The 20,681-nt window shown below is 61.6% G+C and carries 18 protein-coding genes; 14 read left to right on the forward strand and 4 right to left on the reverse strand.

The window, feature by feature from the left end; all coding sequences use genetic code 11:
* Nucleotides 1-7 precede the first annotated feature (7 nt).
* A complete protein-coding gene (locus tag LT40_RS03810; protein WP_043193278.1) occupies nt 8-544 on the reverse strand; it encodes a KdsC family phosphatase in 537 nt (178 codons plus the stop codon).
* A gap of 35 nt (nt 545-579) precedes the next feature.
* Entirely contained in the window at nt 580-1,554 is a 975-nt protein-coding gene (locus LT40_RS03815; protein WP_043186724.1) for a KpsF/GutQ family sugar-phosphate isomerase, read from the reverse strand.
* 234 nt (nt 1,555-1,788) lie between these two features.
* Here LT40_RS03815 and LT40_RS03820 point away from each other — a divergent pair, with 234 nt between their 5' ends.
* From LT40_RS03820 to hisC, 10 genes are all read left to right on the forward strand, one after another.
* Nucleotides 1,789-2,598, forward strand: a complete 810-nt coding sequence (locus LT40_RS03820; protein WP_043186728.1) for an ATP-binding cassette domain-containing protein — start codon at nt 1,789-1,791, stop codon at nt 2,596-2,598.
* Nucleotides 2,598-3,395, forward strand: coding sequence for a lipid asymmetry maintenance ABC transporter permease subunit MlaE (mlaE, locus tag LT40_RS03825; protein ID WP_043186730.1), 798 nt, complete (start codon nt 2,598-2,600; stop codon nt 3,393-3,395). Before LT40_RS03820 ends, mlaE begins: the two co-directional genes overlap by 1 nt.
* Nucleotides 3,395-3,862, forward strand: coding sequence for an outer membrane lipid asymmetry maintenance protein MlaD (gene mlaD, locus LT40_RS03830; RefSeq protein WP_043186734.1), 468 nt, complete (start codon nt 3,395-3,397; stop codon nt 3,860-3,862). Before mlaE ends, mlaD begins: the two co-directional genes overlap by 1 nt.
* Before the next feature lie 10 nt (nt 3,863-3,872).
* Nucleotides 3,873-4,526, forward strand: coding sequence for an MlaC/ttg2D family ABC transporter substrate-binding protein (locus LT40_RS03835; protein WP_043186738.1), 654 nt, complete (start codon nt 3,873-3,875; stop codon nt 4,524-4,526).
* The gene (locus LT40_RS03840) at nt 4,526-4,828 is read left to right on the forward strand and encodes an STAS domain-containing protein (protein ID WP_043186741.1); all 303 of its coding nucleotides are present in this window, start codon (nt 4,526-4,528) and stop codon (nt 4,826-4,828) included. Before LT40_RS03835 ends, LT40_RS03840 begins: the two co-directional genes overlap by 1 nt.
* A 113-nt stretch (nt 4,829-4,941) precedes the next feature.
* Nucleotides 4,942-5,181, forward strand: a complete 240-nt coding sequence (locus LT40_RS03845; RefSeq protein ID WP_043186744.1) for a BolA family protein — start codon at nt 4,942-4,944, stop codon at nt 5,179-5,181.
* Nucleotides 5,182-5,203: 22 nt separating this feature from the next.
* The gene (murA, locus tag LT40_RS03850) at nt 5,204-6,469 is read left to right on the forward strand and encodes a UDP-N-acetylglucosamine 1-carboxyvinyltransferase (RefSeq protein WP_043186747.1); all 1,266 of its coding nucleotides are present in this window, start codon (nt 5,204-5,206) and stop codon (nt 6,467-6,469) included.
* Nucleotides 6,470-6,538: 69 nt separating this feature from the next.
* Nucleotides 6,539-7,174 (forward strand): ATP phosphoribosyltransferase, encoded by a 636-nt coding sequence (gene hisG, locus LT40_RS03855; protein ID WP_043186752.1) that lies wholly within the window; start codon nt 6,539-6,541, stop codon nt 7,172-7,174.
* 125 nt (nt 7,175-7,299) lie between these two features.
* Complete coding sequence (hisD, locus tag LT40_RS03860) at nt 7,300-8,628, forward strand: histidinol dehydrogenase (RefSeq protein WP_043186756.1); 1,329 nt, start codon at nt 7,300-7,302, stop codon at nt 8,626-8,628.
* Between the two features lie 2 nt (nt 8,629-8,630).
* The gene (gene hisC / locus LT40_RS03865; protein ID WP_043186759.1) at nt 8,631-9,674 is read left to right on the forward strand and encodes a histidinol-phosphate transaminase; all 1,044 of its coding nucleotides are present in this window, start codon (nt 8,631-8,633) and stop codon (nt 9,672-9,674) included.
* A gap of 99 nt (nt 9,675-9,773) precedes the next feature.
* Here the strand turns inward: hisC and LT40_RS03870 are convergent, their stop codons facing one another.
* Together LT40_RS03870 and algW are read right to left on the reverse strand one after the other, a co-directional pair.
* Entirely contained in the window at nt 9,774-10,604 is an 831-nt protein-coding gene (locus LT40_RS03870; RefSeq protein WP_043186764.1) for a hypothetical protein, read from the reverse strand.
* A gap of 180 nt (nt 10,605-10,784) precedes the next feature.
* Nucleotides 10,785-11,948, reverse strand: a complete 1,164-nt coding sequence (gene algW, locus LT40_RS03875; RefSeq protein WP_043186768.1) for a Do family serine endopeptidase AlgW — start codon at nt 11,946-11,948, stop codon at nt 10,785-10,787.
* A 114-nt stretch (nt 11,949-12,062) separates the two neighbouring features.
* On the opposite strand from algW, the gene LT40_RS03880 reads away from it, so the two are divergent.
* The 4 genes from LT40_RS03880 (at nt 12,063) to LT40_RS03895 (ending at nt 20,567) form a co-directional block, all read left to right on the forward strand.
* Nucleotides 12,063-12,821 carry a Nif3-like dinuclear metal center hexameric protein gene (locus LT40_RS03880; RefSeq protein ID WP_043186771.1) on the forward strand — a complete coding sequence of 253 codons (759 nt, stop codon included), beginning with the start codon at nt 12,063-12,065 and terminating at the stop codon, nt 12,819-12,821.
* Nucleotides 12,822-13,003: 182 nt separating this feature from the next.
* On the forward strand, nt 13,004-13,921 hold the full coding sequence (cysD, locus tag LT40_RS03885) for a sulfate adenylyltransferase subunit CysD (RefSeq protein WP_043186772.1): 918 nt from the start codon (nt 13,004-13,006) through the stop codon (nt 13,919-13,921).
* 14 nt (nt 13,922-13,935) lie between these two features.
* Complete coding sequence (gene cysN / locus LT40_RS03890; RefSeq protein WP_043186774.1) at nt 13,936-15,834, forward strand: sulfate adenylyltransferase subunit CysN; 1,899 nt, start codon at nt 13,936-13,938, stop codon at nt 15,832-15,834.
* A gap of 128 nt (nt 15,835-15,962) precedes the next feature.
* Nucleotides 15,963-20,567 carry a hypothetical protein gene (locus LT40_RS03895; protein WP_043186776.1) on the forward strand — a complete coding sequence of 1,535 codons (4,605 nt, stop codon included), beginning with the start codon at nt 15,963-15,965 and terminating at the stop codon, nt 20,565-20,567.
* Nucleotides 20,568-20,681: the final 114 nt, after the last annotated feature.

Genomic DNA, 20,681 nt, shown 5'->3' on the forward strand with positions numbered 1-20,681 from the left:
TCAGGCCCTACAGGTACGCGGCGCGGGCCGCTTCGAGATTGCCTTGGGCATCGAGGATCAGTTCGCAGAACTCGCGCGCCGCACCAAAGCCTCCATTGGCCTGGGTCACGCCGTCGGCATGCTGGCGGACGAAGGCATTGGCGTTGGCCACCGCCATGCCCAGGCCAACGCGGCGAATCACCGGCAGGTCGGGCAAGTCGTCGCCCAGGTAGGCGACTTGTTCATAGCTCAGGTCCAGTTCGGCGAGCAGGCCGTCGAGTACCACCAGCTTGTCCTCGCGGCCCTGGAACAGGTGTGCGATGCCCAGGTTTCGGGCCCGTCGCTCCACCACCGGGCTGCTGCGACCGGTGATGATCGCGGTGGTCACGCCGCTGTTGATGAGCATCTTGATGCCTTGGCCATCCAGCGTACTGAAGCTCTTGAACTCGCTGCCGTCTTCGTGGAAGTACAGGCGGCCGTCGGTCAGTACGCCGTCGACATCGAATACGGCCAGCTTGATAGCCTTGCCCCGTTGCAAGAGGTCGTTGCTGCCTGTCTGGTTCATAGAGGCTGCCTCGGTCATTACGCCATTCTCGCTCATTACATGACTCCCGCGCGCAGCAGGTCGCCAAGGTTGAAGGCGCCTACCGGACAGTCTTGATCGTCGACCACGATCAGTGAGTTGATCTTGTTGTCTTCCATGATCTTCAGCGCCTCGGCGGCCAGCATGTCGGCGCGGGCAGTCTTGCCGTGGGAGGTCATGACGTCCTCGATTCGAGTGCTGTGGACATCGATGGTGCGATCCAATGTGCGCCGCAGATCGCCGTCGGTGAAGATCCCGGCGAGGCGGCCATCGGCTTCGAGGATGGCCGTCATGCCCAGGCCCTTGCGGGTCATTTCCATCAGCGCATCGCGCAGCAGCGTGCCGCGCGCTACCTGTGGCAGCGCGGCGCCGGTGTGCATCACGTGCTCGACCTTGAGCAGCAGGCGACGGCCCAGGGCGCCACCGGGATGTGAGAAGGCGAAGTCGTCGGCGGTGAAGCCGCGCGCCTCGAGCAGGGCGATGGCCAGGGCATCGCCCAGCACCAGGGTGGCCGTGGTGGAGGAGGTCGGTGCCAGGTTCAACGGGCAGGCCTCCTGCGCCACGCGGGCATCGAGGTTGACTTCGGCAGCCTGGGCCAGGGGCGAGTCGGGGTTGCCGGTCATGCTGATCATGGGAATGCCCATGCGTTTGATCAGAGGCAGCAATGTGACGATTTCCGCTGTCGAACCGGAGTTGGACAGGGCCAGGATCACGTCCTGGCGAGTGATCATGCCCATGTCGCCATGGCTTGCTTCGGCCGGATGTACGAAAAACGCCGGGGTTCCGGTGCTGGCCAGAGTCGCGGCGATCTTGTTGCCGATGTGTCCGGACTTGCCCATGCCCAGTACGATCACGCGGCCATTGCTCTGGAGTATCAACTCGCAGGCGCGCACGAAATCGGCGTCGATATGGGCAAGCAGGCCCTCGACCGCTTCGATCTCGAGACGGATGGTGCGCTGCGCAGATTGGATCAGGTCGCTGGTCTGGCTCATGGCAAAAGTCGATAGGCCCGGTGAAAAGGCGGCGATTATAGCGGGAATGGGCGAGCGACTCACCTGCCTATTTCGCGGCCCTGGTAAAACCGCGCCATGCCACGCCAATGGATCGATCTTGGGCGGTACGTGTCTGCAATGCTATAGTTCGCGGCTTGTTCGGCCTGTCCGCGCCAAGTGTCTTCGGTCAGAAGATGAGCGTCCGAGGGTAAGGTTGCACTGCAAGGAGTTTAAATGAGTGCCGATAGCGCCTACGCGGTCGAGCTGAAAGGGGTTTCCTTCAAGCGCGGTGCGCGGAGCATTTTCAACGACGTCGATATCCGCATTCCGCGCGGCAAGGTCACCGGAATCATGGGGCCTTCAGGGAGTGGCAAGACGACGCTCCTGCGTTTGATGGGCGCACAACTGCGGCCCACCGGCGGCGAAGTGTGGGTCAATGGCCAGAACCTGCCCAAGCTTTCGCGCAGCGACCTGTTCGATGCGCGCAAGCACATGGGTGTGCTGTTCCAGAGCGGCGCGTTGTTCACCGACCTGGACGTGTTCGAAAACGTGGCCTTCCCGCTGCGGGTGCACACCGACCTGCCCGAAGACATGATCCGCGACATCGTGCTGATGAAGCTGCAGGCCGTTGGCTTGCGCGGTGCCATCGAGCTGATGCCCGACGAACTGTCCGGGGGCATGAAGCGCCGCGTGGCACTGGCGCGTGCGATTGCCATGGACCCGCAGATATTGATGTACGACGAGCCGTTCGTCGGTCAGGACCCGATCGCCATGGGCGTGTTGGTCCGGCTGATCCGCTTGCTCAACGATGCCCTGGGCATCACCAGCATCGTGGTTTCCCACGACCTGGCGGAAACCGCGAGCATCGCCGACTACATCTATGTGGTGGGCGACGGTCAGGTGCTGGGGCACGGCACGCCCGAAGCGTTGATGGGGTCGGACAACCCGCGCGTTCGTCAATTCATGAAGGGTGATCCCGACGGTCCCGTGCCGTTTCATTTTTCCGCGCCCGATTACCGCGCCGATCTGCTGGGGAAGCGTTGATGCGCAAGAAATCAATCATGGAGCGCGTGCGCCTGTTCGGTCGATCGGCCATCGACATGGTCGGCATCCTGGGGCGTTCCGGACTGTTCCTGGGGCACGCACTGGTAGGCCGCGGCGGTATTGGCGGCGGCTTCCAGCTACTGATCAAACAGCTGTACTCGGTAGGCGTGATGTCCCTGCTGATCATTGTCGTGTCCGGTGTGTTCATCGGCATGGTTCTGGCGTTGCAGGGCTTCAGCATCCTGGCCAAGTACGGTTCGGAGCAGGCGGTCGGGCAAATGGTCGCGCTGACATTGCTGCGTGAACTCGGGCCTGTGGTGACCGCTCTATTGTTCGCCGGTCGCGCAGGCTCCGCACTCACCGCCGAGATCGGCAACATGAAGTCGACCGAGCAGCTGTCGAGCCTTGAAATGATCGGCGTCGACCCGCTCAAGTACATCGTTGCGCCAAGGCTGTGGGCCGGTTTCATTTCCCTGCCGTTGCTGGCGATGATCTTCAGCGTCGTGGGTATCTGGGGTGGATCCTGGGTAGCCGTCGACTGGCTGGGGGTCTATGAGGGATCGTTCTGGGCCAATATGCAGAACAGCGTGAGCTTCACCGATGACGTGCTCAACGGTGTGATCAAAAGCCTGGTATTCGCTTTCGTCGTCACCTGGATCGCCGTGTTCCAGGGTTATGACTGTGAACCCACGTCCGAGGGCATCAGCCGCGCTACCACCAAGACCGTGGTCTACGCGTCGCTGGCCGTCCTGGGCCTGGACTTTATTCTGACCGCCCTGATGTTTGGAGATTTCTGATGCAAAACCGATCAATGGAAGTCGGAGTCGGCCTGTTCCTTCTGGCCGGCATCCTGGCTTTGCTGCTGTTGGCCTTGCGTGTCAGTGGTCTGTCCACCAGCGCGAACACCGAGAGCTACAAACTTTATGCCTACTTCGACAATATCGCCGGTCTGACTGTCAGAGCCAAGGTGACCATGGCCGGTGTGACCATCGGCAAGGTCACGGCCATCGATCTGGATCGCGACACTTTCACGGGCCGGGTGACCCTGCAACTGGACAAGAAAGTGGACAACCTGCCCACCGACTCCACTGCTTCCATCCTGACCGCAGGCCTGCTGGGCGAGAAGTACATCGGTATCAGCGTGGGTGGCGAGGAAGCCTTGCTCACCGACGGCGGTACCATTCACGACACCCAGTCGTCCCTGGTGCTCGAAGATCTGATCGGCAAGTTCCTGCTCAATACAGTCAGTAAAGATGCCAAATAAGGAGTTATCCATGTTTTCGATCATGCGACGCAGCTTGCTGGTGCTGGTGGCTCTGCTGCCGATGTGGGCCAACGCAGCCCCTGCGGTGTCCGCGCATCAGGTGGTCCAGGGTGTCACCGACCGACTGCTGTCGGACCTGGAAAAGAATCGTGAAACCTACCGCAGCAACCCCCAGGCTTTCTACGAGGCCTTGAATAGCATTGTCGGACCGGTGGTGGATGCCGAAGGTATTTCGCGCAGCATCATGACCGTCAAATACGCGAACCGGGCGACACCTGCCCAGAAAGCCCGCTTTCAGGAAAACTTCAAGCGCAGCCTGATGCAGTTCTACGGCAACGCCTTGCTCGAGTACAACAACCAGGGCATCACCGTTGGCCCGGCCAAGGATGAAAGCGGCACACGTACCAGCGTCGACATGCAGGTCAAGGGCACTGGGGGCGCGGTGTATCCCGTTTCCTACACCCTGGAAAACCTGAACAACGAGTGGAAGGTACGTAACGTCATCATCAACGGCATCAACATCGGCAAGCTGTTCCGCGACCAGTTCGCCGACAGCATGCAGCGCAATGGCAACGACCTGGACAAGACCATCGACGGTTGGGCAGGCGAAGTTGCCAAGGCCAAGGAAGTGACCGACAAAGCTGCGCCGACGAGCGCGCAGTAATGGCTCAGGGTCACGTCGAACTGGCAGGTGATCAGCTGCGTCTGGCCGGCGTGCTGGACTACCGCAGCGGCGCGGCCCTGCGCAAGCAGGGTCAGGCGCTGATCCAGTCCAGCCAGGCTGGCGCGCTGGTCATCGATTGCACCGCCGTGGAAAAGTCGAGCAGCGTGGGTTTATCCTTGCTGCTGGGCTTCATGCGCGATGCACAGGCGGCCGGCAAGACCGTCCGGGTTCAGGCATTGCCGCACGATATGCGTCAGATCGCTCAGGTCACTGGCATGAGCGAATTCTTTTCACAGATTTGACCGGCCATCTTCCCAGCTCTCTGGCTCGATCCCGTGAATCCGGGGTTCGCAGCCGCAGGGCTTTTTTGTATGATGGCCGACCCGCGCGCACAGGGCGCCGATCGAGGTTGAGCATGCAGGCTGTAGAAGTGAAGGGTTTCCTTGAATCCAAACTGCCCGGAGTGCAGGTGGAAGTCGAAGGCGAAGGCTGCAATTTCCAGCTGAACGTGATCAGCGACGAGCTGACTGCGCTCAGTCCGGTCAAGCGCCAGCAACAGATCTATGCTCATTTGAACCCATGGATCGCCGATGGCAGCATCCATGCGATCACCATGAAATTCTTCAGCAGCGCAGCCTGGGCTGAGCGTTCCTGAGCCACCCCGCGTCGAGACTCCAATGGACAAACTGATTATTACTGGCGGCGTTCGCCTTGATGGCGAAATCCGCATTTCCGGGGCGAAGAACTCGGCCCTGCCGATTCTGGCCGCTACCCTGCTGGCCGATGGGCCGGTGACGGTCGCCAACCTGCCGCACCTGCACGACATCACCACCATGATCGAGCTGTTCGGCCGCATGGGCATCGAGCCTGTGATCGACGAGAAGCTGGCCGTTGAAATCGATCCGCGCACCATCAAGACCCTGGTTGCGCCGTACGAACTGGTCAAGACCATGCGTGCCTCGATCCTGGTGCTGGGCCCGATGGTAGCCCGCTTCGGCGAAGCCGAAGTGGCGTTGCCCGGCGGCTGCGCGATCGGCTCGCGTCCGGTCGACCTGCACATCCGTGGTCTGGAAGCCATGGGCGCGGTCATCGACGTGGAAGCCGGCTACATCAAGGCCAAGGCGCCCGAGGGTGGCCTGCGCGGCGCCAATTTCTTCTTCGATACCGTGAGTGTGACCGGTACCGAGAACATCATGATGGCAGCCGCGCTGGCCAACGGCCGCAGCGTGTTGCAGAACGCCGCGCGCGAGCCGGAAGTGGTCGACCTGGCCAACTTCATCAACGCCATGGGCGGCAACGTCCAGGGCGCCGGCACCGACACCATCACCATCGATGGCGTCAAGCGACTGCACTCGGCGACCTATAAGGTCATGCCCGACCGTATCGAGACCGGCACCTACCTGGTGGCTGCGGCTTGCACCGGCGGCCGGGTCAAGGTCAAGGACACCGATCCGACCATCCTCGAAGCCGTGCTGGAAAAGCTCCGCGAAGCGGGTGCCGAGATCACCACCGGCGCCGACTGGATCGAACTGAACATGCATGGCAAGCGGCCCAAGGCGGTCAACGTCCGTACCGCGCCATACCCTGCGTTTCCCACCGACATGCAGGCGCAGTTCATCTCGCTCAACGCCATTGCCGAAGGCACTGGCGCGGTCATCGAGACGATCTTCGAGAACCGCTTCATGCACGTGTATGAAATGCACCGCATGGGCGCGCAGATCCAGGTCGAAGGCAACACAGCCATCGTCACCGGTGCCGAAAAGCTCAAGGGCGCGCCGGTCATGGCCACCGACCTGCGGGCTTCGGCCAGCCTGGTGATCTCGGCCCTGACGGCCGAAGGCGATACCCTGATCGATCGCATCTACCACATCGACCGTGGCTACGAGTGCATCGAAGAAAAATTGCAGATGCTGGGCGCCAAGATCCGTCGCGTCCCGGGCTGATGTGCGTGCGGGGCGCAGGGATGCGCCCGGTCGTTGCCAGAAACTTTCCTGTAAGGACTGACGTTTCCCATGTTGACCATTGCGCTGTCCAAAGGCCGCATTCTTGACGATACACTGCCGCTCCTGGCCGAGGCGGGCATCGTGCCCACCGAGAATCCGGACAAGAGCCGCAAGCTGATCATTCCCACGACCCAGGACGACGTACGGCTGCTGATCGTGCGCGCCACCGATGTGCCGACCTACGTCGAACACGGTGCTGCCGATCTGGGTGTCGCCGGCAAGGACGTCCTGCTCGAGTACAGCGGCCAGGGCCTGTACGAGCCGCTCGACCTGCAGATTGCCCAGTGCAAGCTGATGACTGCCGGCGCCATTGGCGCGGCAGAGCCTACTGGTCGCCTGCGCGTCGCCACCAAGTTCGTCAACGTTGCCAAGCGTTACTACGCCGAGCAGGGTCGTCAGGTCGACATCATCAAGCTGTACGGCTCCATGGAGCTGGCACCGCTGGTGGGCCTGGCCGACAAGATCATCGATGTCGTCGACACCGGCAACACCCTGCGCGCCAATGGCCTGGAACCCCAGGAATTGATCGCCCACATCAGCTCCCGGCTGGTGGTGAACAAAGCCTCCATGAAAATGCAACACGCCCGCATCCAGGCGTTGATCGACACCCTGCGCAAGGCAGTGGAGTCGCGACACCGCGGCTGATCCCCCCGCGCGGATTCGCAACCCGCGCCCGTCTATCCGCATCATAGCCAAATAACTCAAGTGCCCATGTGGATCGATTGGTAATCTATCGGCGCTTGAGCAATTGCCATTATTTGAGGCCCGCCATGACCGCTTCCACTGCTATTCGCCGACTCGATGCCACTGATCCGGACTTCGCCCGCCATCTGGACCATCTGTTGAGCTGGGAAAGTATGTCCGATGATTCGGTCAATCAGCGCGTGCTGGACATCATCAAGGCCGTACGCGAGCGGGGCGATGCCGCGCTGGTCGAGTTCACCGAGCGCTTCGATGGTTTGCAGGTCGCCTCCATGGCGGATCTCATGCTGCCGCGTGAGCGGCTCGAGCTGGCGCTGACGCGCATCACCGATGCGCAGCGTCAGGCATTGGAAACCGCAGCCGAGCGGGTGCGGCTCTACCACGAGAAGCAGAAACAGGATTCCTGGAGCTATACCGAAGCCGATGGCACGGTGCTCGGCCAGAAGGTCACACCGCTGGATCGCGCTGGCCTTTATGTGCCCGGTGGCAAGGCGTCGTACCCCTCGTCAGTGCTGATGAACGCCATCCCGGCCAAGGTGGCCGGCGTGACCGAGGTGGTCATGGTGGTGCCCACGCCGCGAGGCGAGGTCAACGAGCTGGTGTTGGCGGCAGCGTGCATCGCTGGGGTCGACCGGGTGTTCACCATCGGTGGCGCCCAGGCGGTTGCCGCCCTGGCCTATGGCACCGAAAGCGTGCCGCGGGTGGACAAGGTCGTGGGCCCTGGCAACATCTACGTGGCGACGGCCAAACGGCATGTGTTCGGCCAGGTCGGGATCGACATGATCGCCGGTCCCTCCGAGATTCTGGTGGTCTGCGATGGCGGCACCGATCCGGACTGGATCGCCATGGACCTGTTCTCCCAGGCCGAACACGACGAAGACGCCCAGGCGATTCTGGTCAGCCCCGATGCCGAATTCCTCGACAAGGTCGCGGCCAGCATCGACAAGCTGCTGCCGACCATGGAGCGTGCCGAGATCATCAACACCTCGATCAATGGGCGGGGCGCCTTGATCAAGGTCCGTGACATGCAGCAGGCTATCGATGTGGCCAACCGCATCGCGCCGGAACACCTGGAATTGTCGGTCGAAGACCCTCAAGCCTGGCTGCCGCAGATTCGCCACGCCGGTGCTATCTTCATGGGCCGTCACACCAGTGAGGCCTTGGGCGACTACTGCGCCGGCCCCAACCACGTGCTGCCAACCTCCGGCACCGCGCGCTTCTCCTCGCCACTGGGGGTGTATGACTTCCAGAAGCGCTCGTCGATCATCTTCTGCTCCGAGCAGGGTGCGTCCGAACTAGGCAAGACCGCTTCTGTACTGGCTCGGGGCGAATCCTTGAGCGCCCACGCACGCAGCGCCGAATACCGTATTCAACCTGACCTAGCCAAAGGGGAGTGAGCATGAGCAAATTCTGGAGCCCTTTCGTCAAGGACCTGGTGCCCTACGTGCCCGGCGAGCAACCCAAGGTTGCCAACCTGGTCAAGCTCAATACCAATGAGAATCCCTACGGCCCATCGCCCAAGGCGATTGAGGCTATGCGCGCCGAGTTGAGCGATAGCCTGCGCCTGTACCCGGACCCCAACAGCGACCTGCTCAAGCAGGCCGTGGCCGACTACTACGGTGTGCAAACCAACCAGGTGTTTCTGGGCAATGGCTCGGACGAGGTGCTGGCGCACATCTTCCACGGCCTGTTCCAGCACGACCAACCGCTGCTGTTCCCGGACATCAGCTACAGCTTCTATCCGGTCTACTGCGGCTTGTATGGCATCCCCTTCGAGGCTGTGCCCTTGGACGAGCATTTCCAGATCCGTGCGCAGGACTATGCAAGGCCCAACGCCGGGATCATCTTCCCCAACCCGAACGCACCCACCGGCTGCCTGCTGGCGCTGGAAGCGGTCGAGCAGATCGTCAAGGCCAGCCCGGATTCGGTGGTGGTGGTGGATGAAGCCTATGTGGATTTTGGTGGCGAAACGGCGATCAAGCTGGTCGATCGCTATCCGAACCTGCTGGTCACCCAGACTGTGTCCAAATCACGCTCGTTGGCCGGCCTGCGGGTAGGCCTGGCGGTGGGGCATCCAGATCTGATCGAGGCACTGGAGCGCATCAAGAACAGCTTCAACTCCTATCCCATCGACCGCATCGCCGTCGCTGGCGCTGCGGCGGCATTCGCCGACAAGGCCTACTTCGAGGACACCTGTGCCAAGGTCATTGCCAGTCGCGAAAAACTGGTCGAAGGGCTACAGCAGCGCGGATTCGAAGTGCTGCCTTCGGCGGCCAACTTCATCTTCGCTCGCCATCCCGAACAGGACGCCTCGGCCATCGCCGCCCGCCTGCGCGAGAAAGGTGTGATCGTGCGGCACTTCAAGCAAGAGCGGATTGCCCAGTTCCTGCGGATCAGCATCGGTACAACGGAGCAGAATCAGGCGTTGCTGGATGCGTTGTAATGGGTGAGTTGGAAGTTTCGAAGCGCGATAAGTCCCCCAGGCCTCTCCAGGTAAAGAGGCCTGAGGGTATACAGAGCAGCATGGCAATCGAATTGCCGTCTACGCTTTTTTCATGGAGATCGATCCGAAACGAATACGTGGACCGGAAAGCCTTAGTGCCAACATATTTTTTTTCGCTGTGTAGCGAATAGGCGCCACAGGTATTCCAGGGTAGATGTCCGTATAAGGAAATTCGCCATCGCCTGATATGCTTCCTACTGAAACATCTTCTTCCTGTCCGGCGTCATTGATGAATGGCAGCAATTCATAAGTAATCACGTAGGCAGTATCAATTTCGAGCCTTCGAATGAGTTGTTGAACGCTGCTACCGTTACCAGCCAGTTGCACCCCGTCGTATTGCCAGTCACTAACGCCGCCGGTCCAGTCGATGTATGGCCGCTGAAAATGAGTGTCCTTGATGAACTCGTCGGCTTCTGGGAAGTCATCAAAAAGGCTTATGCCCCAGAGGGTCACGGGTGTGCTTCCCCCTGAGCTGATCTCCATCTCGAGACGAGTCGTCGAGCTTTGTGTCATATGTTCGAGTGTGTACGAACTTACGCCTGGGTTGAGATTGAAACTATTGACCTGCGCACCGTCTTCCCGGATCACCACCTGACCCAGGGTGTCCAGCGTATTGGAAGCTGTAGCAGGCGTGCCAAACGACCCGCCGCTGATTCTGAACGTATATTGCTTGGCTTTTGCTTCTACGGTGGCGGCCTGCTTGATGCTCGCCTGGTTGACCAGCCGAACGCCAGGCGGGGAAATGACACAGTTGGCCGGATCGCCTTTATCGTCGGTAATCCACTCGGCAAAGCCGTTGCTGAAATCGGAATTCTTGATCAAATTACCGGGCAAGTCTAAACGTGTAATTGTCACTTTTTGCTTGTTCATGACGCGGCCTCCTACGGTGAGTTGTAAGAGAAAAGGCTAGCGTTTATTTAAAGGTGCGCATGATTATGTTTTTGCATTTAATTAAGTATTGAATACTTATTTACAGGCGGGCAGGTCGGTTTTTTATAGGGAAGTTTTGGGAGGTAATTGCCGCGATACTTCCGCCCTCCCGACACATGCCTATTTCTCTTCCTTCTTCACCGGCGCCGGTGCCGGTGGCGGGCGCAGGCCCACTTCGGCACTCAACGTGATTTCCTTGCCCTGGCGCATCACCTGGATGGCAATCCGATCCCCCGGCTTGGTGCGCGCGACCTGGTTCATCGACTTGCGGCCATCGCCAGCCGGCTCGCCGTTGATGCTCAAGATCACGTCACTCAGTTGCAGCCCCGCCTTCTGCGCCGGACCGCCCTGGAAGACGCCTGCAACCACGATGCCTGGCCGATCCTTGATGCCGAACGACTCGGCCAGTTCTTCGGTCATCGGCTGAACTTCGATGCCCAGCCAGCCGCGAATCACCTGGCCATGTTCGATGATCGACTTCATCACCTCCAGCGCCAGCTTGGTCGGGATGGCAAAGCCGATGCCTTGTGAACCGCCAGACTTGGAGAAGATCGCGGTGTTGATGCCGGTCAGGTTGCCATTGGCATCCACCAGGGCGCCGCCGGAGTTGCCTGGGTTGATGGCCGCGTCGGTCTGGATGAAGTCTTCATAGGTGTTGAGCCCCAGCTGGTTGCGTCCGGTGGCACTGATGATGCCCATGGTCACCGTCTGGCCTACACCGAACGGGTTGCCGATGGCCAGGGCGACGTCGCCGGTGCGGATACCGTCGGAGCGCCCGATGGTGATCGCAGGAACGTTCTTCAGATCGATCTTGAGCACCGCCAGGTCCGTTTCCGGATCGCTGCCGATCACCCGTGCCAAGGTTTCGCGGCCGTCCTTGAGGGCTACCACGATCTGGTCGGCGCCTGCGGTCACGTGGTTGTTGGTGAGCAGGTAGCCTTCCGGACTCATGATCACCGCCGAGCCCAGACTCGACTCCCAGCGCCGTTGCTTGGGCAGGTTGTCACCGAAGAAGCGGCGGAACTGCGGGTCTTCGAACAGCGGGTGGGCGCCTTTGTTGACAGCCTTGGTGGTGTACAGGTTGGCCACCGCCGGCGCCGCGATCGCCACGGCGTCGGCGTAGGACACCGGCCCCTGGATGACACTGGCGCTCTGCGGCGCCTGCTGCAGGTTGACGTCCTGGCTGGGCAGGCCCACCCATTGCGGAAAGCGCAGGATGACCAGCAGGGCGATCAATATGCCGGTCAACAGCGGCCAACCGAAAAAGCGCAAGGCCTTGAACATGGGGACGATCCTGAAGGGTAGCGAGGGGCTGTTTCTTCGGCGCGCGGGGGCGCCATAATGGCCGGCATTATACGGGCGCTCGCGCCATGCTGAACTGCCTTTGTGGAGACTTTTATGGCTGTGGCACTGAACACGTTGGTCGAGGAAGCCGACCGCTATCTGGGCAGCGCGAAGATCCAGGATTACTGCCCCAACGGCTTGCAGGTGGAAGGGCGCCCGCAGGTGATGCGTATTGTCAGTGGCGTCACCGCCAGCCAGGCGCTGCTCGATGCCGCCGTGCAAGCCAGGGCCGATCTGGTGCTGGTGCATCATGGCTATTTCTGGAAGGGCGAGAACCCCTGCGTGGTCGGCATGAAGCAGCGGCGCCTGAAGACGCTGCTCAAGCACGACATCAGCCTGTTGGCCTACCACCTGCCGCTGGATCTGCATGCCGAAGTGGGCAACAACGCGCAACTGGCGCGGCAGTTGGACATCACTGTGGAAGGCCCGCTGGACCCAGCCGATCACCGAGTGATCGGGCTGATCGGTTCATTGCCCGAGCCGATGCATCCACGTGATTTCGCCCGGCGCGTGCAGGAAGTACTGGGCCGTGAACCGTTGCTGATCGAAGGCAGCGAAAAGATCCGTCGCTTAGGGTGGTGCACTGGCGGTGGCCAGGGCTACATCGATCGTGCGATTGCCGCCGGCGTGGACCTGTTCATCAGTGGCGAGGCGTCCGAGCAGACGTTTCACAGTGCCCGCGAGAACGACATCAGCTTCATCGCCGCCGGGCATCATGCTACCGAGCGCTATGGGGTCCAGGCGCTGGGTGATTACCTGGCACGGCGCTTTGCGCTCGAGCATGTGTTTATCGACTGTCCCAATCCCATCTGATGGTTGGACCGTGGTGCCCGAGAAGAGGCCAGGAAGCAGGCTGGCCTCTCCAAACCACAAGGCATATTGATATACCCCTTCGATCTAACCGGCCCCGCTGTCCAAACTGGACGCCGTGTTAGAGTGACCGGCTCGAACACGGCCCGTAGGCCGTCCATAAAGACTGTATTCCGTGAGTAGCCATGGTTGACAAACTGACGCATCTGAAACAGCTGGAGGCGGAAAGCATCCACATCATTCGTGAGGTGGCCGCTGAGTTCGATAACCCGGTGATGTTGTATTCCATCGGCAAAGACTCGGCCGTGATGCTGCATCTGGCGCGCAAGGCGTTCTTCCCCGGCAAGCTGCCGTTTCCGGTGATGCACGTCGACACCCAATGGAAGTTTCAGGAGATGTACAAGTTCCGCGACCGCATGGTCGAGGAGCTGGGCCTGGACCTGTTGGTGCACGTCAACCCAGAAGGCGTGGCGCAGGGTATCAACCCCTTCACCCACGGCAGCTCCAAGCATACCGACATCATGAAGACCCAGGGCCTGAAACAGGCGCTGGACAAGTACGGCTTCGATGCTGCCTTCGGTGGCGCGCGCCGCGACGAAGAAAAGTCGCGGGCCAAGGAGCGGGTCTACTCGTTCCGTGACAGCAAGCACCGCTGGGATCCGAAGAACCAGCGTCCGGAGCTCTGGAACGTCTACAACGGTAAGGTCAACAAGGGCGAATCGATCCGCGTGTTCCCCCTGTCGAACTGGACCGAGCTGGACATCTGGCAGTACATCTACCTGGAAGGCATCCCGATCGTGCCGCTGTACTTCGCCGCCGAACGCGAAGTGATCGAGAAGAACGGCACGCTGATCATGATCGACGACGAGCGCATTCTCGAGCACCTCAGCGAAGAAGAGAAAGCCAGCATCGTCAAGAAGAAAGTGCGTTTCCGCACCCTTGGCTGCTACCCGTTGACGGGCGCGGTGGAGTCCGAGGCCGACAGCCTCACCGACATCATTCAGGAAATGCTCCTGACGCGAACGTCCGAGCGCCAGGGCCGGGTCATCGATCATGATGGCGCCGGTTCCATGGAAGACAAGAAACGTCAGGGCTACTTCTAGAGCAGGGTCAGAACATGTCGCACCAATCCGAATTGATCAGCGAGGACATCCTCGCCTACCTGGCCCAGCACGAACGCAAGGAACTGCTGCGCTTCCTCACCTGCGGCAACGTCGACGACGGCAAGAGCACCCTGATCGGGCGCCTGCTGCACGACTCCAAGATGATCTACGAAGATCACCTGGAAGCCATCACCCGTGACTCGAAGAAATCCGGCACCACGGGCGAAGAAGTCGACCTGGCGCTGCTGGTCGACGGGCTGCAGGCCGAGCGTGAGCAAGGCATCACCATCGATGTCGCCTACCGCTATTTCTCCACGGCCAAACGCAAGTTCATCATCGCCGACACCCCGGGCCACGAGCAGTACACACGCAACATGGCCACCGGTGCCTCCACCTGCGACCTGGCGATCATCCTGGTGGATGCCCGCTACGGTGTGCAGACCCAGACCCGTCGGCACAGCTACATCGCGTCCCTGCTGGGCATCAAGCACATCGTGGTGGCCATCAACAAGATGGACCTCAAGGGCTTCGATGAAGGCGTGTTCGAGCAGATCAAGGCCGACTACCTGAAATTCGCCGAGGCCATCAGCCTGAAGCCGACCACGTTGGCCTTCGTGCCGATGTCGGCGCTCAAGGGCGACAACGTGGTCAACCGCAGCGAGCAGTCGCCGTGGTACACCGGCCAGACCCTGATGGAAATTCTGGAAACCGTGGAAGTGGCGGCCGACCGCAACTTCGACGACCTGCGTTTCCCGGTGCAATACGTCAACCGGCCGAACCTGAATTTCCGCGGCTTCGCCGGCACCCTGGCCAGCGGCGTCGTGCACAAGGGCGACGAAGTGGTGGTGCTGCCCTCGGGCAAGAGCAGCCGGGTGAAATCCATCGTCACCTTCGAGGGCGAACTGGAACATGCCGGCCCCGGCCAGGCCGTGACCCTGACCATGGAAGACGAGATTGACATCTCCCGTGGCGACTTGCTGGTGCATGCCGCCAACGTGCCGACCGTTTCCGACAGCTTCGAAGCGATGCTGGTGTGGATGGCCGAAGAGCCCATGCTGCCCGGCAAGAAATACGACATCAAGCGTGCCACCAGCTACGTGCCGGGCTCGATCGCCAGCATCGTCCACAAGGTCGATGTCAACACGCTGGCTGAAGGCCCGGGCAGTGCGCTGCAGCTCAACGAGATCGGCAAGGTCAAGGTATCGCTGGACAGCGCCATCGCCCTGGACGGTTACGACAGCAACCGCACCACCGGCGCGTTCATCATCATCGACCGCCTGACCAATGGCACCGTCGGCGCCGGCATGATCATCGCCCCGGCAGCGGTCACCCAAGGTGGCAAGGCCCATGGCCGTTCCGCCCACGTGACCACCGAGGAGCGTGCCCAGCGCTTTGGCCAGCAACCGGCGACCGTGCTGTTCAGCGGCCTCTCGGGCGCAGGCAAGAGCACCTTGGCCTACGCCGTGGAGCGCAAGTTGTTCGACATGGGCCGCGCAGTGTTCGTACTCGATGGCCAGAATCTGCGCCATGACCTGAACAAGGGCTTGCCGCAGGACCGCGCCGGGCGTACCGAGAACTGGCGTCGTGCCGCTCACGTGGCCCGGCAGTTCAACGAAGCGGGGCTGGTGACCCTGGCCGCCTTCGTGGCACCGGATGCGGCCGGCCGCGAGCAGGCGCGTGACCTGATCGGCGCTGATCGCCTGCTGACCGTCTACGTCCAGGCCTCACCCCTGGTCTGCCGCGAACGCGACCCTCAGGGTCTGTACGCTGCAGATCAGGACAACATCCCGGGCGAGTCTTTCCCGTACGACGTGCCATTGAATGCCGATCTGGTGATCGACACCCAAGCCTCGTCGGTGGATGAAGGGGTCAAGCAGGTGCTGGAGCTGCTGCGCAGCCGCGGCGCGATCTAAGCCTTGCAGTACTGCATAAAACCCTGCCGCGGCAGGGTTTTTTGTGTGTGCTCGGCTAATTTTCTACCACCCGGCAGGGCGCCGAACGGCGCCTGATGCGCCTTCATCTCTTGTGAAGGCAACAGCCCATGACCCATCTTCTTTCCCTGAGCGGCGAAGTCGCCCGATCCGCACCGTTGGCCAGCAGTGTCAGCAAGCATTTTGCCAGCCGCCCCTCGTTGCGCGAGGTGGCATTGCAGGTGCTGGCAACCCAATTCGCCGTCGTCTATCCCAAGTTGAACGTGGATTTTTCCCATGTTCATCTGTTCGAGCCCATCAACCGACCGGGGACTGCGTCGTTCGCGGGTTATCGCAAGCTATCGCTGGCCAATGTCCTGATCGACCGCTACCTGCACGACGAACATATCAGCCTTGTCCAGGGCTACCATTTCCTCACTGCACAGGCAGGCGCTGAAAACCCGGGTGCGCTGGCCGTGGACATGACCCAGGTGCAGGGCATCATCAACGAGTGGGGCCCGCAGATACTGCAGGCGTACAGCGAAGCGTTGTGCAGCTATTGGGATGTGACCCAGCCTGCGGGAGGCAACCGTTGGCAATGGCTGGGCAACGCACTGCAAGTCCGGCTCAAGCACAGCGTGGAGCGCGAACAAAAGGCAGGCCGCCTGAGCAATGAGCAGGGCGCTACCGCCATGCTGCTGGTGTCGATGCCGGGCGCCCGCGAGCGTGCGCTGTACACCGGCGACACCATCGAGGCGAGCCTGTTCAGTGTGCAGGCCATGGGCGTGCCGCTGCAGCGCCATGCCGAACTTACCCACGCCTTGATCATCCGCCGCCGGGTCAGCAGCCATGGCGGCGAAGTGTTGCTGATGTACACCCCGGTCAACGGTCTGGAAACGTTCCCGACCTTGCAGGCAATGGCGGATGCATTCGCCATGCACCTGGGTCGTGCGGTTACCGGTCCGACGCTGGAACTGGTACTGTATTCGCCTACGGGCAACATCTTCGAGGCGCAGGCTCAGGCCATCCTGGAGCAGCAACTCGAAGCGTTGCAGGCTCTGGGCAGGTATTGCCGAGCCAGTGGCTTCGGCGCAGAGGCTCTGGAGCAGGGCACCGAATACGTGACGTGCCTGTTCGATATCGACAGCGCTCAAGAGCGGGCACGCCTGCAAGCCCTGCAGGACAGCCTGCCGACCTGGCTGACGAAGGCCGACGACGAGCAGCGCCGGGAATTCTCGCTGTACCTGGCGACCTTGGCCGCACTGCGCGAACAGCAGCAACGGGCATCGTATCTGGACGGTATACCCACCATCGCCGACTTTGCCGAGCAGGCTCTGGTCCGTCAGATCGGCCAGGACCACCCGCATGCGCCGCTCGCCGCAGTCGACGACGTCGAAGTGCATATTCTCACGGTACCCAACGCGCAGCTGAGCATCGTCAATGCGGGTGATACCACCTTGCAGGATCACACCATCAGCCTGGTGGACCTGGCCCTATACAATTTATCGGGCCGACCCCAGGGGCACTTGGTGGTCAAGCCAAAGGCGGGAGCGACACTGCCTTCCTGGGTCGACGAGACAAGTATCCAGGCCTTGGTCACCAAGACCGATGCAGGCGGCAGCTACCTGGCGTTGCTCAACCAGAAGCTGTTGCTGGACCCTGCTGAATTCGTCTGGCGCCAGGCGCTGTTCGGCAGCCAGTTGCAATGTCAGTTGCCCATGCTGGCGTTGGAAAACAGCATCCGTGGTCAGTGGGGTTTCACCCGCCTGGGTTGGAAGTATGTCGCCGGGGTCATGGAGGCCTCCGGCGACGCTGAAATCGAAGGGGTGGCCATTGCTATTCAGGGGCTGGGAATATGGCCTGCGGCCGACATGAAGGTCGACCAGGTCTGCAACATGTATGTGATATCGGCCATCGATGGAACCGGGCTGCAGGTGCTGTACCGCCCCCTCATGCAACCGACGCTGATTCAATACCCGGACCGTGCTGCTCTGTTCGAGGCCATTGCCGAAGAGGGTGAGGTGCAGCGCAGCGTGCTTGACTGGCTCGATGCGCCGGCCCGCGCGCGATACGCCAATGGTGGCTTTCACCAGCCCCATCTGGTTCGGTTTGTACAAGGCTCGGAATTCGCGCCGATCAATGTCCCGGCCGCTGCCACCTTGAAGGGTGTGCCGCTGGGTAGCGATGTGCTGGCTGAGCTGTATAAAGCCAGTGTGAATGCTTTGGTCACCGTCGCCGACCGGCAGTCGGTTTCCACTGAGGAAAGCCGCTGGATTGGCTATCGAGCGGTGGGCTGGACAGTGTTCAACGCGCTCTTGCCCATTCTTCCGGGACCGTTGGCTACCGCTGGCTGGCTGATCCAGGCCATGGCGGCGAGCAATGTTACGCTCGTGGCGCAGGCGGGCGGCGACAAGGATGCGGTAGATGACCAACTGGTGGATCTGCTGTTCAACATTGCCCTGGTCCTGCTGGTTCACACCACTGGACGGGCTTTGGCGATCAGGGAGTTCCGTCATCCGGTGCTGCCGGCGCCTGCAGCGGCCACGGTGGCCACGCAACTGTCGCCAGCCCCGCTGCAGGTGTTCGACGCCAACGCGCACCTGAGTTTTTCCTGGGCGCGTGCCCAGCATCGGCTCAGCCCTGAAGATGCCACGGCCTTGGCCAGCTACCGCGTCGCCGCGCCGCAACCGCTACCTGAACCACTGCCCCACGGCGCCCTGCGTGGCCTGTATCTGGATGGCGAGCGTTGGTTGTTGCCACTCGATGGACACTTCTATCCGGTGATGGTCGACGATGGCCTGGTACGCATCGTCGATGCGGCTCGCCCGCAATCCCCGGGGCCGTGGGTGGAGCGCGACGAAGTGGGGCGTTGGCGCCTGGATCTGCACCTGCGTCTGCGCGGCGGTGGACCCAAGCGCAGCATTGCGGCACTACGTGCGGCGAACCGCGAGCGCATGCAGGCCTGCGACCAGCAGATCACCGCATTCAATCGACAACGCTCCGCTCTGCATGACCGTGTCAACCAAGTGTTGCGCAAGGTCAATCGTGCCTTCGACGCCAAGGACAGCGAGCGCCTGAGAGGGCTGCGCGATGCCCTGAGCGAAGCGACCGGCGACTATTTGAGTGCGTTGCGCCAAGTGCTGGCGGTCAGCCTGGAACTGAACCGCCTGGAGCCCTACGGCAACCGCGCCAAGGAGCAAGCCAGCCTGCTGTTCCAGCTGTGCGAAGTGGGCCAGGAAGAAGTCATCAACCTGCGCTACAAAAGCCTGGATTATCGCGACAGGGCCGATGACATCAGTGTGCTTCTGGATGGCTCGCAGATGAGCGATCAGCAATCCCAGGAGTTTTTCGATTATGTGAGCAACAGCATCGATATCCTCGACAAGCAGATTCAGTTGACCAAGGAAATAGCCCAGTGGAAGGAGCAACTTCGGCGCATGCCGATCGAAGGGGCGGCGGCCGTGGAGAAATTGACGGCGAACTGGATCGAAGCCTTGTCCGTGCGGCGCTGGATCGGCCTGCTGGTGGATGGCCTGGCGTTGACCAGCATTCGCTATATCGCCACGCTGGAGGTGGCTGACAGGGTGATGGACTCGGTGGCCGAGCCGGTTCGTCTGGCGGCGCAGACCCATGCGGCCCTGGAGGAAACCGCCGATTACAACCTCAACGATCGGGTCGAGCTGTTGAATAGCCTGGACCTGCAATACGAGGCGGCGCAGCAGTCCCTTGCGTTCTATGTGGAGGAGATCGGCGATCGACTCTACGCGCCTGCGCGCCTGCGCCTGGCCAACCTGATTCAGGAGCTGCGCGACAGTGCCCAGGCGGCCTTGGTACCGCTGATCCGCGAGCAGTTCAAGATGACCCGCAAGCAGCGCCAGCAGGCCCGGCACAAGACCATCTTCGTGACCCGGCACAGGGGGTTGGTGGTGGGGCAGCGGCGTGCCAAGGTTGCGGTCACCGATCGCGACATCGTCGACGTGATCGACCCCATCGAAAAGAAAGTGCTGGCCTCGTTCGACAAGGACCCGGCGCAAGCCGATTGGCAGGCACTGGAAACCGCTCCTGTGGCACGTCCGCGACCGTCGGGTAGCACGCTGAACGCCGCGATCCGGCGCGGCAATCAGCTGTTGCAGGGCGCCGACCAGCAGATCCGCAATGCCTGGAAAGAAGCGCAGAAGCCCTATCTCCCCGTCGAGGTCGAGGATCGGCTACGGGTGTACGCGCAGCAGTTGAGCGAGGCGGCCGACGCCGTCGAGCAGCAAATGACCCGTGACAACGCGGTGGACGAGGCGACCAGTCAGCAGACCTCTGCCCACGGCCGAGCACAGGTGTTTCGCGACAAGGCCGCCCAGTTGATCGAGCAAGGGCGCCTGATTCACATCCACATGGTCAAGTGGCAGCCTCCTGCGGCGGCGCGGGTGGACTACCTGTACCGCGAGGGTGAGGCACGGATCAGCCGCGTCGGGGCGCGCAGCAAGCTCAAGCGCTCGCCTGGCTATCTGGAGGAGTACCTGGTGGCTGACACGGCGAGCAAGCCCTTGTGGTATGCGCACTTTCACTACGCGCATCCGCGCGGCCCGCGCGATGCCTACACAGCCGCGCATTTGAAAACCGTGGAGCAACGCTTCGACGGGCTCGAGAAGCAGAAGAGCGACGAAGTAGCCCACGGCAAGTGGATCGGGATACTGCGCAGCGAGATAACACCGCCCTTCGATGGGGTTTACCTGGCGCTGTGAACGTTGGGCCAAGCGGCCCAGGCATAAACCCGTAGCCCAGGCATGAAAAAGCGGGACCTGGCTGTGCAGGTCCCGCTTTTCTATCGATACACCTCGAGCGATTCGAGCGGTCCG

Source organism: Pseudomonas rhizosphaerae (genome assembly GCF_000761155.1).
In the GTDB taxonomy this organism is placed as follows: Bacteria; Pseudomonadota; Gammaproteobacteria; order Pseudomonadales; family Pseudomonadaceae; genus Aquipseudomonas; species Aquipseudomonas rhizosphaerae.

What these genes read in the sequence shown, in the direction of transcription:
- cysD (WP_043186772.1), top strand. Translation starts at nt 13,004, where the DNA reads ATGGTTGACAAACTGACGCATCTGAAACAGCTGGAGGCGGAAAGCATC.
- LT40_RS03815 (WP_043186724.1), bottom strand. Translation starts at nt 1,554, where the DNA reads ATGAGCCAGACCAGCGACCTGATCCAATCTGCGCAGCGCACCATCCGT.
- LT40_RS03840 (WP_043186741.1), top strand. Translation starts at nt 4,526, where the DNA reads ATGGCTCAGGGTCACGTCGAACTGGCAGGTGATCAGCTGCGTCTGGCC.
- LT40_RS03845 (WP_043186744.1), top strand. Translation starts at nt 4,942, where the DNA reads ATGCAGGCTGTAGAAGTGAAGGGTTTCCTTGAATCCAAACTGCCCGGA.
- mlaD (WP_043186734.1), top strand. Translation starts at nt 3,395, where the DNA reads ATGCAAAACCGATCAATGGAAGTCGGAGTCGGCCTGTTCCTTCTGGCC.
- hisG (WP_043186752.1), top strand. Translation starts at nt 6,539, where the DNA reads ATGTTGACCATTGCGCTGTCCAAAGGCCGCATTCTTGACGATACACTG.
- murA (WP_043186747.1), top strand. Translation starts at nt 5,204, where the DNA reads ATGGACAAACTGATTATTACTGGCGGCGTTCGCCTTGATGGCGAAATC.
- hisC (WP_043186759.1), top strand. Translation starts at nt 8,631, where the DNA reads ATGAGCAAATTCTGGAGCCCTTTCGTCAAGGACCTGGTGCCCTACGTG.
- LT40_RS03835 (WP_043186738.1), top strand. Translation starts at nt 3,873, where the DNA reads ATGTTTTCGATCATGCGACGCAGCTTGCTGGTGCTGGTGGCTCTGCTG.
- LT40_RS03880 (WP_043186771.1), top strand. Translation starts at nt 12,063, where the DNA reads ATGGCTGTGGCACTGAACACGTTGGTCGAGGAAGCCGACCGCTATCTG.
- LT40_RS03810 (WP_043193278.1), bottom strand. Translation starts at nt 544, where the DNA reads ATGAACCAGACAGGCAGCAACGACCTCTTGCAACGGGGCAAGGCTATC.
- cysN (WP_043186774.1), top strand. Translation starts at nt 13,936, where the DNA reads ATGTCGCACCAATCCGAATTGATCAGCGAGGACATCCTCGCCTACCTG.
- mlaE (WP_043186730.1), top strand. Translation starts at nt 2,598, where the DNA reads ATGCGCAAGAAATCAATCATGGAGCGCGTGCGCCTGTTCGGTCGATCG.
- LT40_RS03895 (WP_043186776.1), top strand. Translation starts at nt 15,963, where the DNA reads ATGACCCATCTTCTTTCCCTGAGCGGCGAAGTCGCCCGATCCGCACCG.
- hisD (WP_043186756.1), top strand. Translation starts at nt 7,300, where the DNA reads ATGACCGCTTCCACTGCTATTCGCCGACTCGATGCCACTGATCCGGAC.
- LT40_RS03870 (WP_043186764.1), bottom strand. Translation starts at nt 10,604, where the DNA reads ATGAACAAGCAAAAAGTGACAATTACACGTTTAGACTTGCCCGGTAAT.
- LT40_RS03820 (WP_043186728.1), top strand. Translation starts at nt 1,789, where the DNA reads ATGAGTGCCGATAGCGCCTACGCGGTCGAGCTGAAAGGGGTTTCCTTC.
- algW (WP_043186768.1), bottom strand. Translation starts at nt 11,948, where the DNA reads ATGTTCAAGGCCTTGCGCTTTTTCGGTTGGCCGCTGTTGACCGGCATA.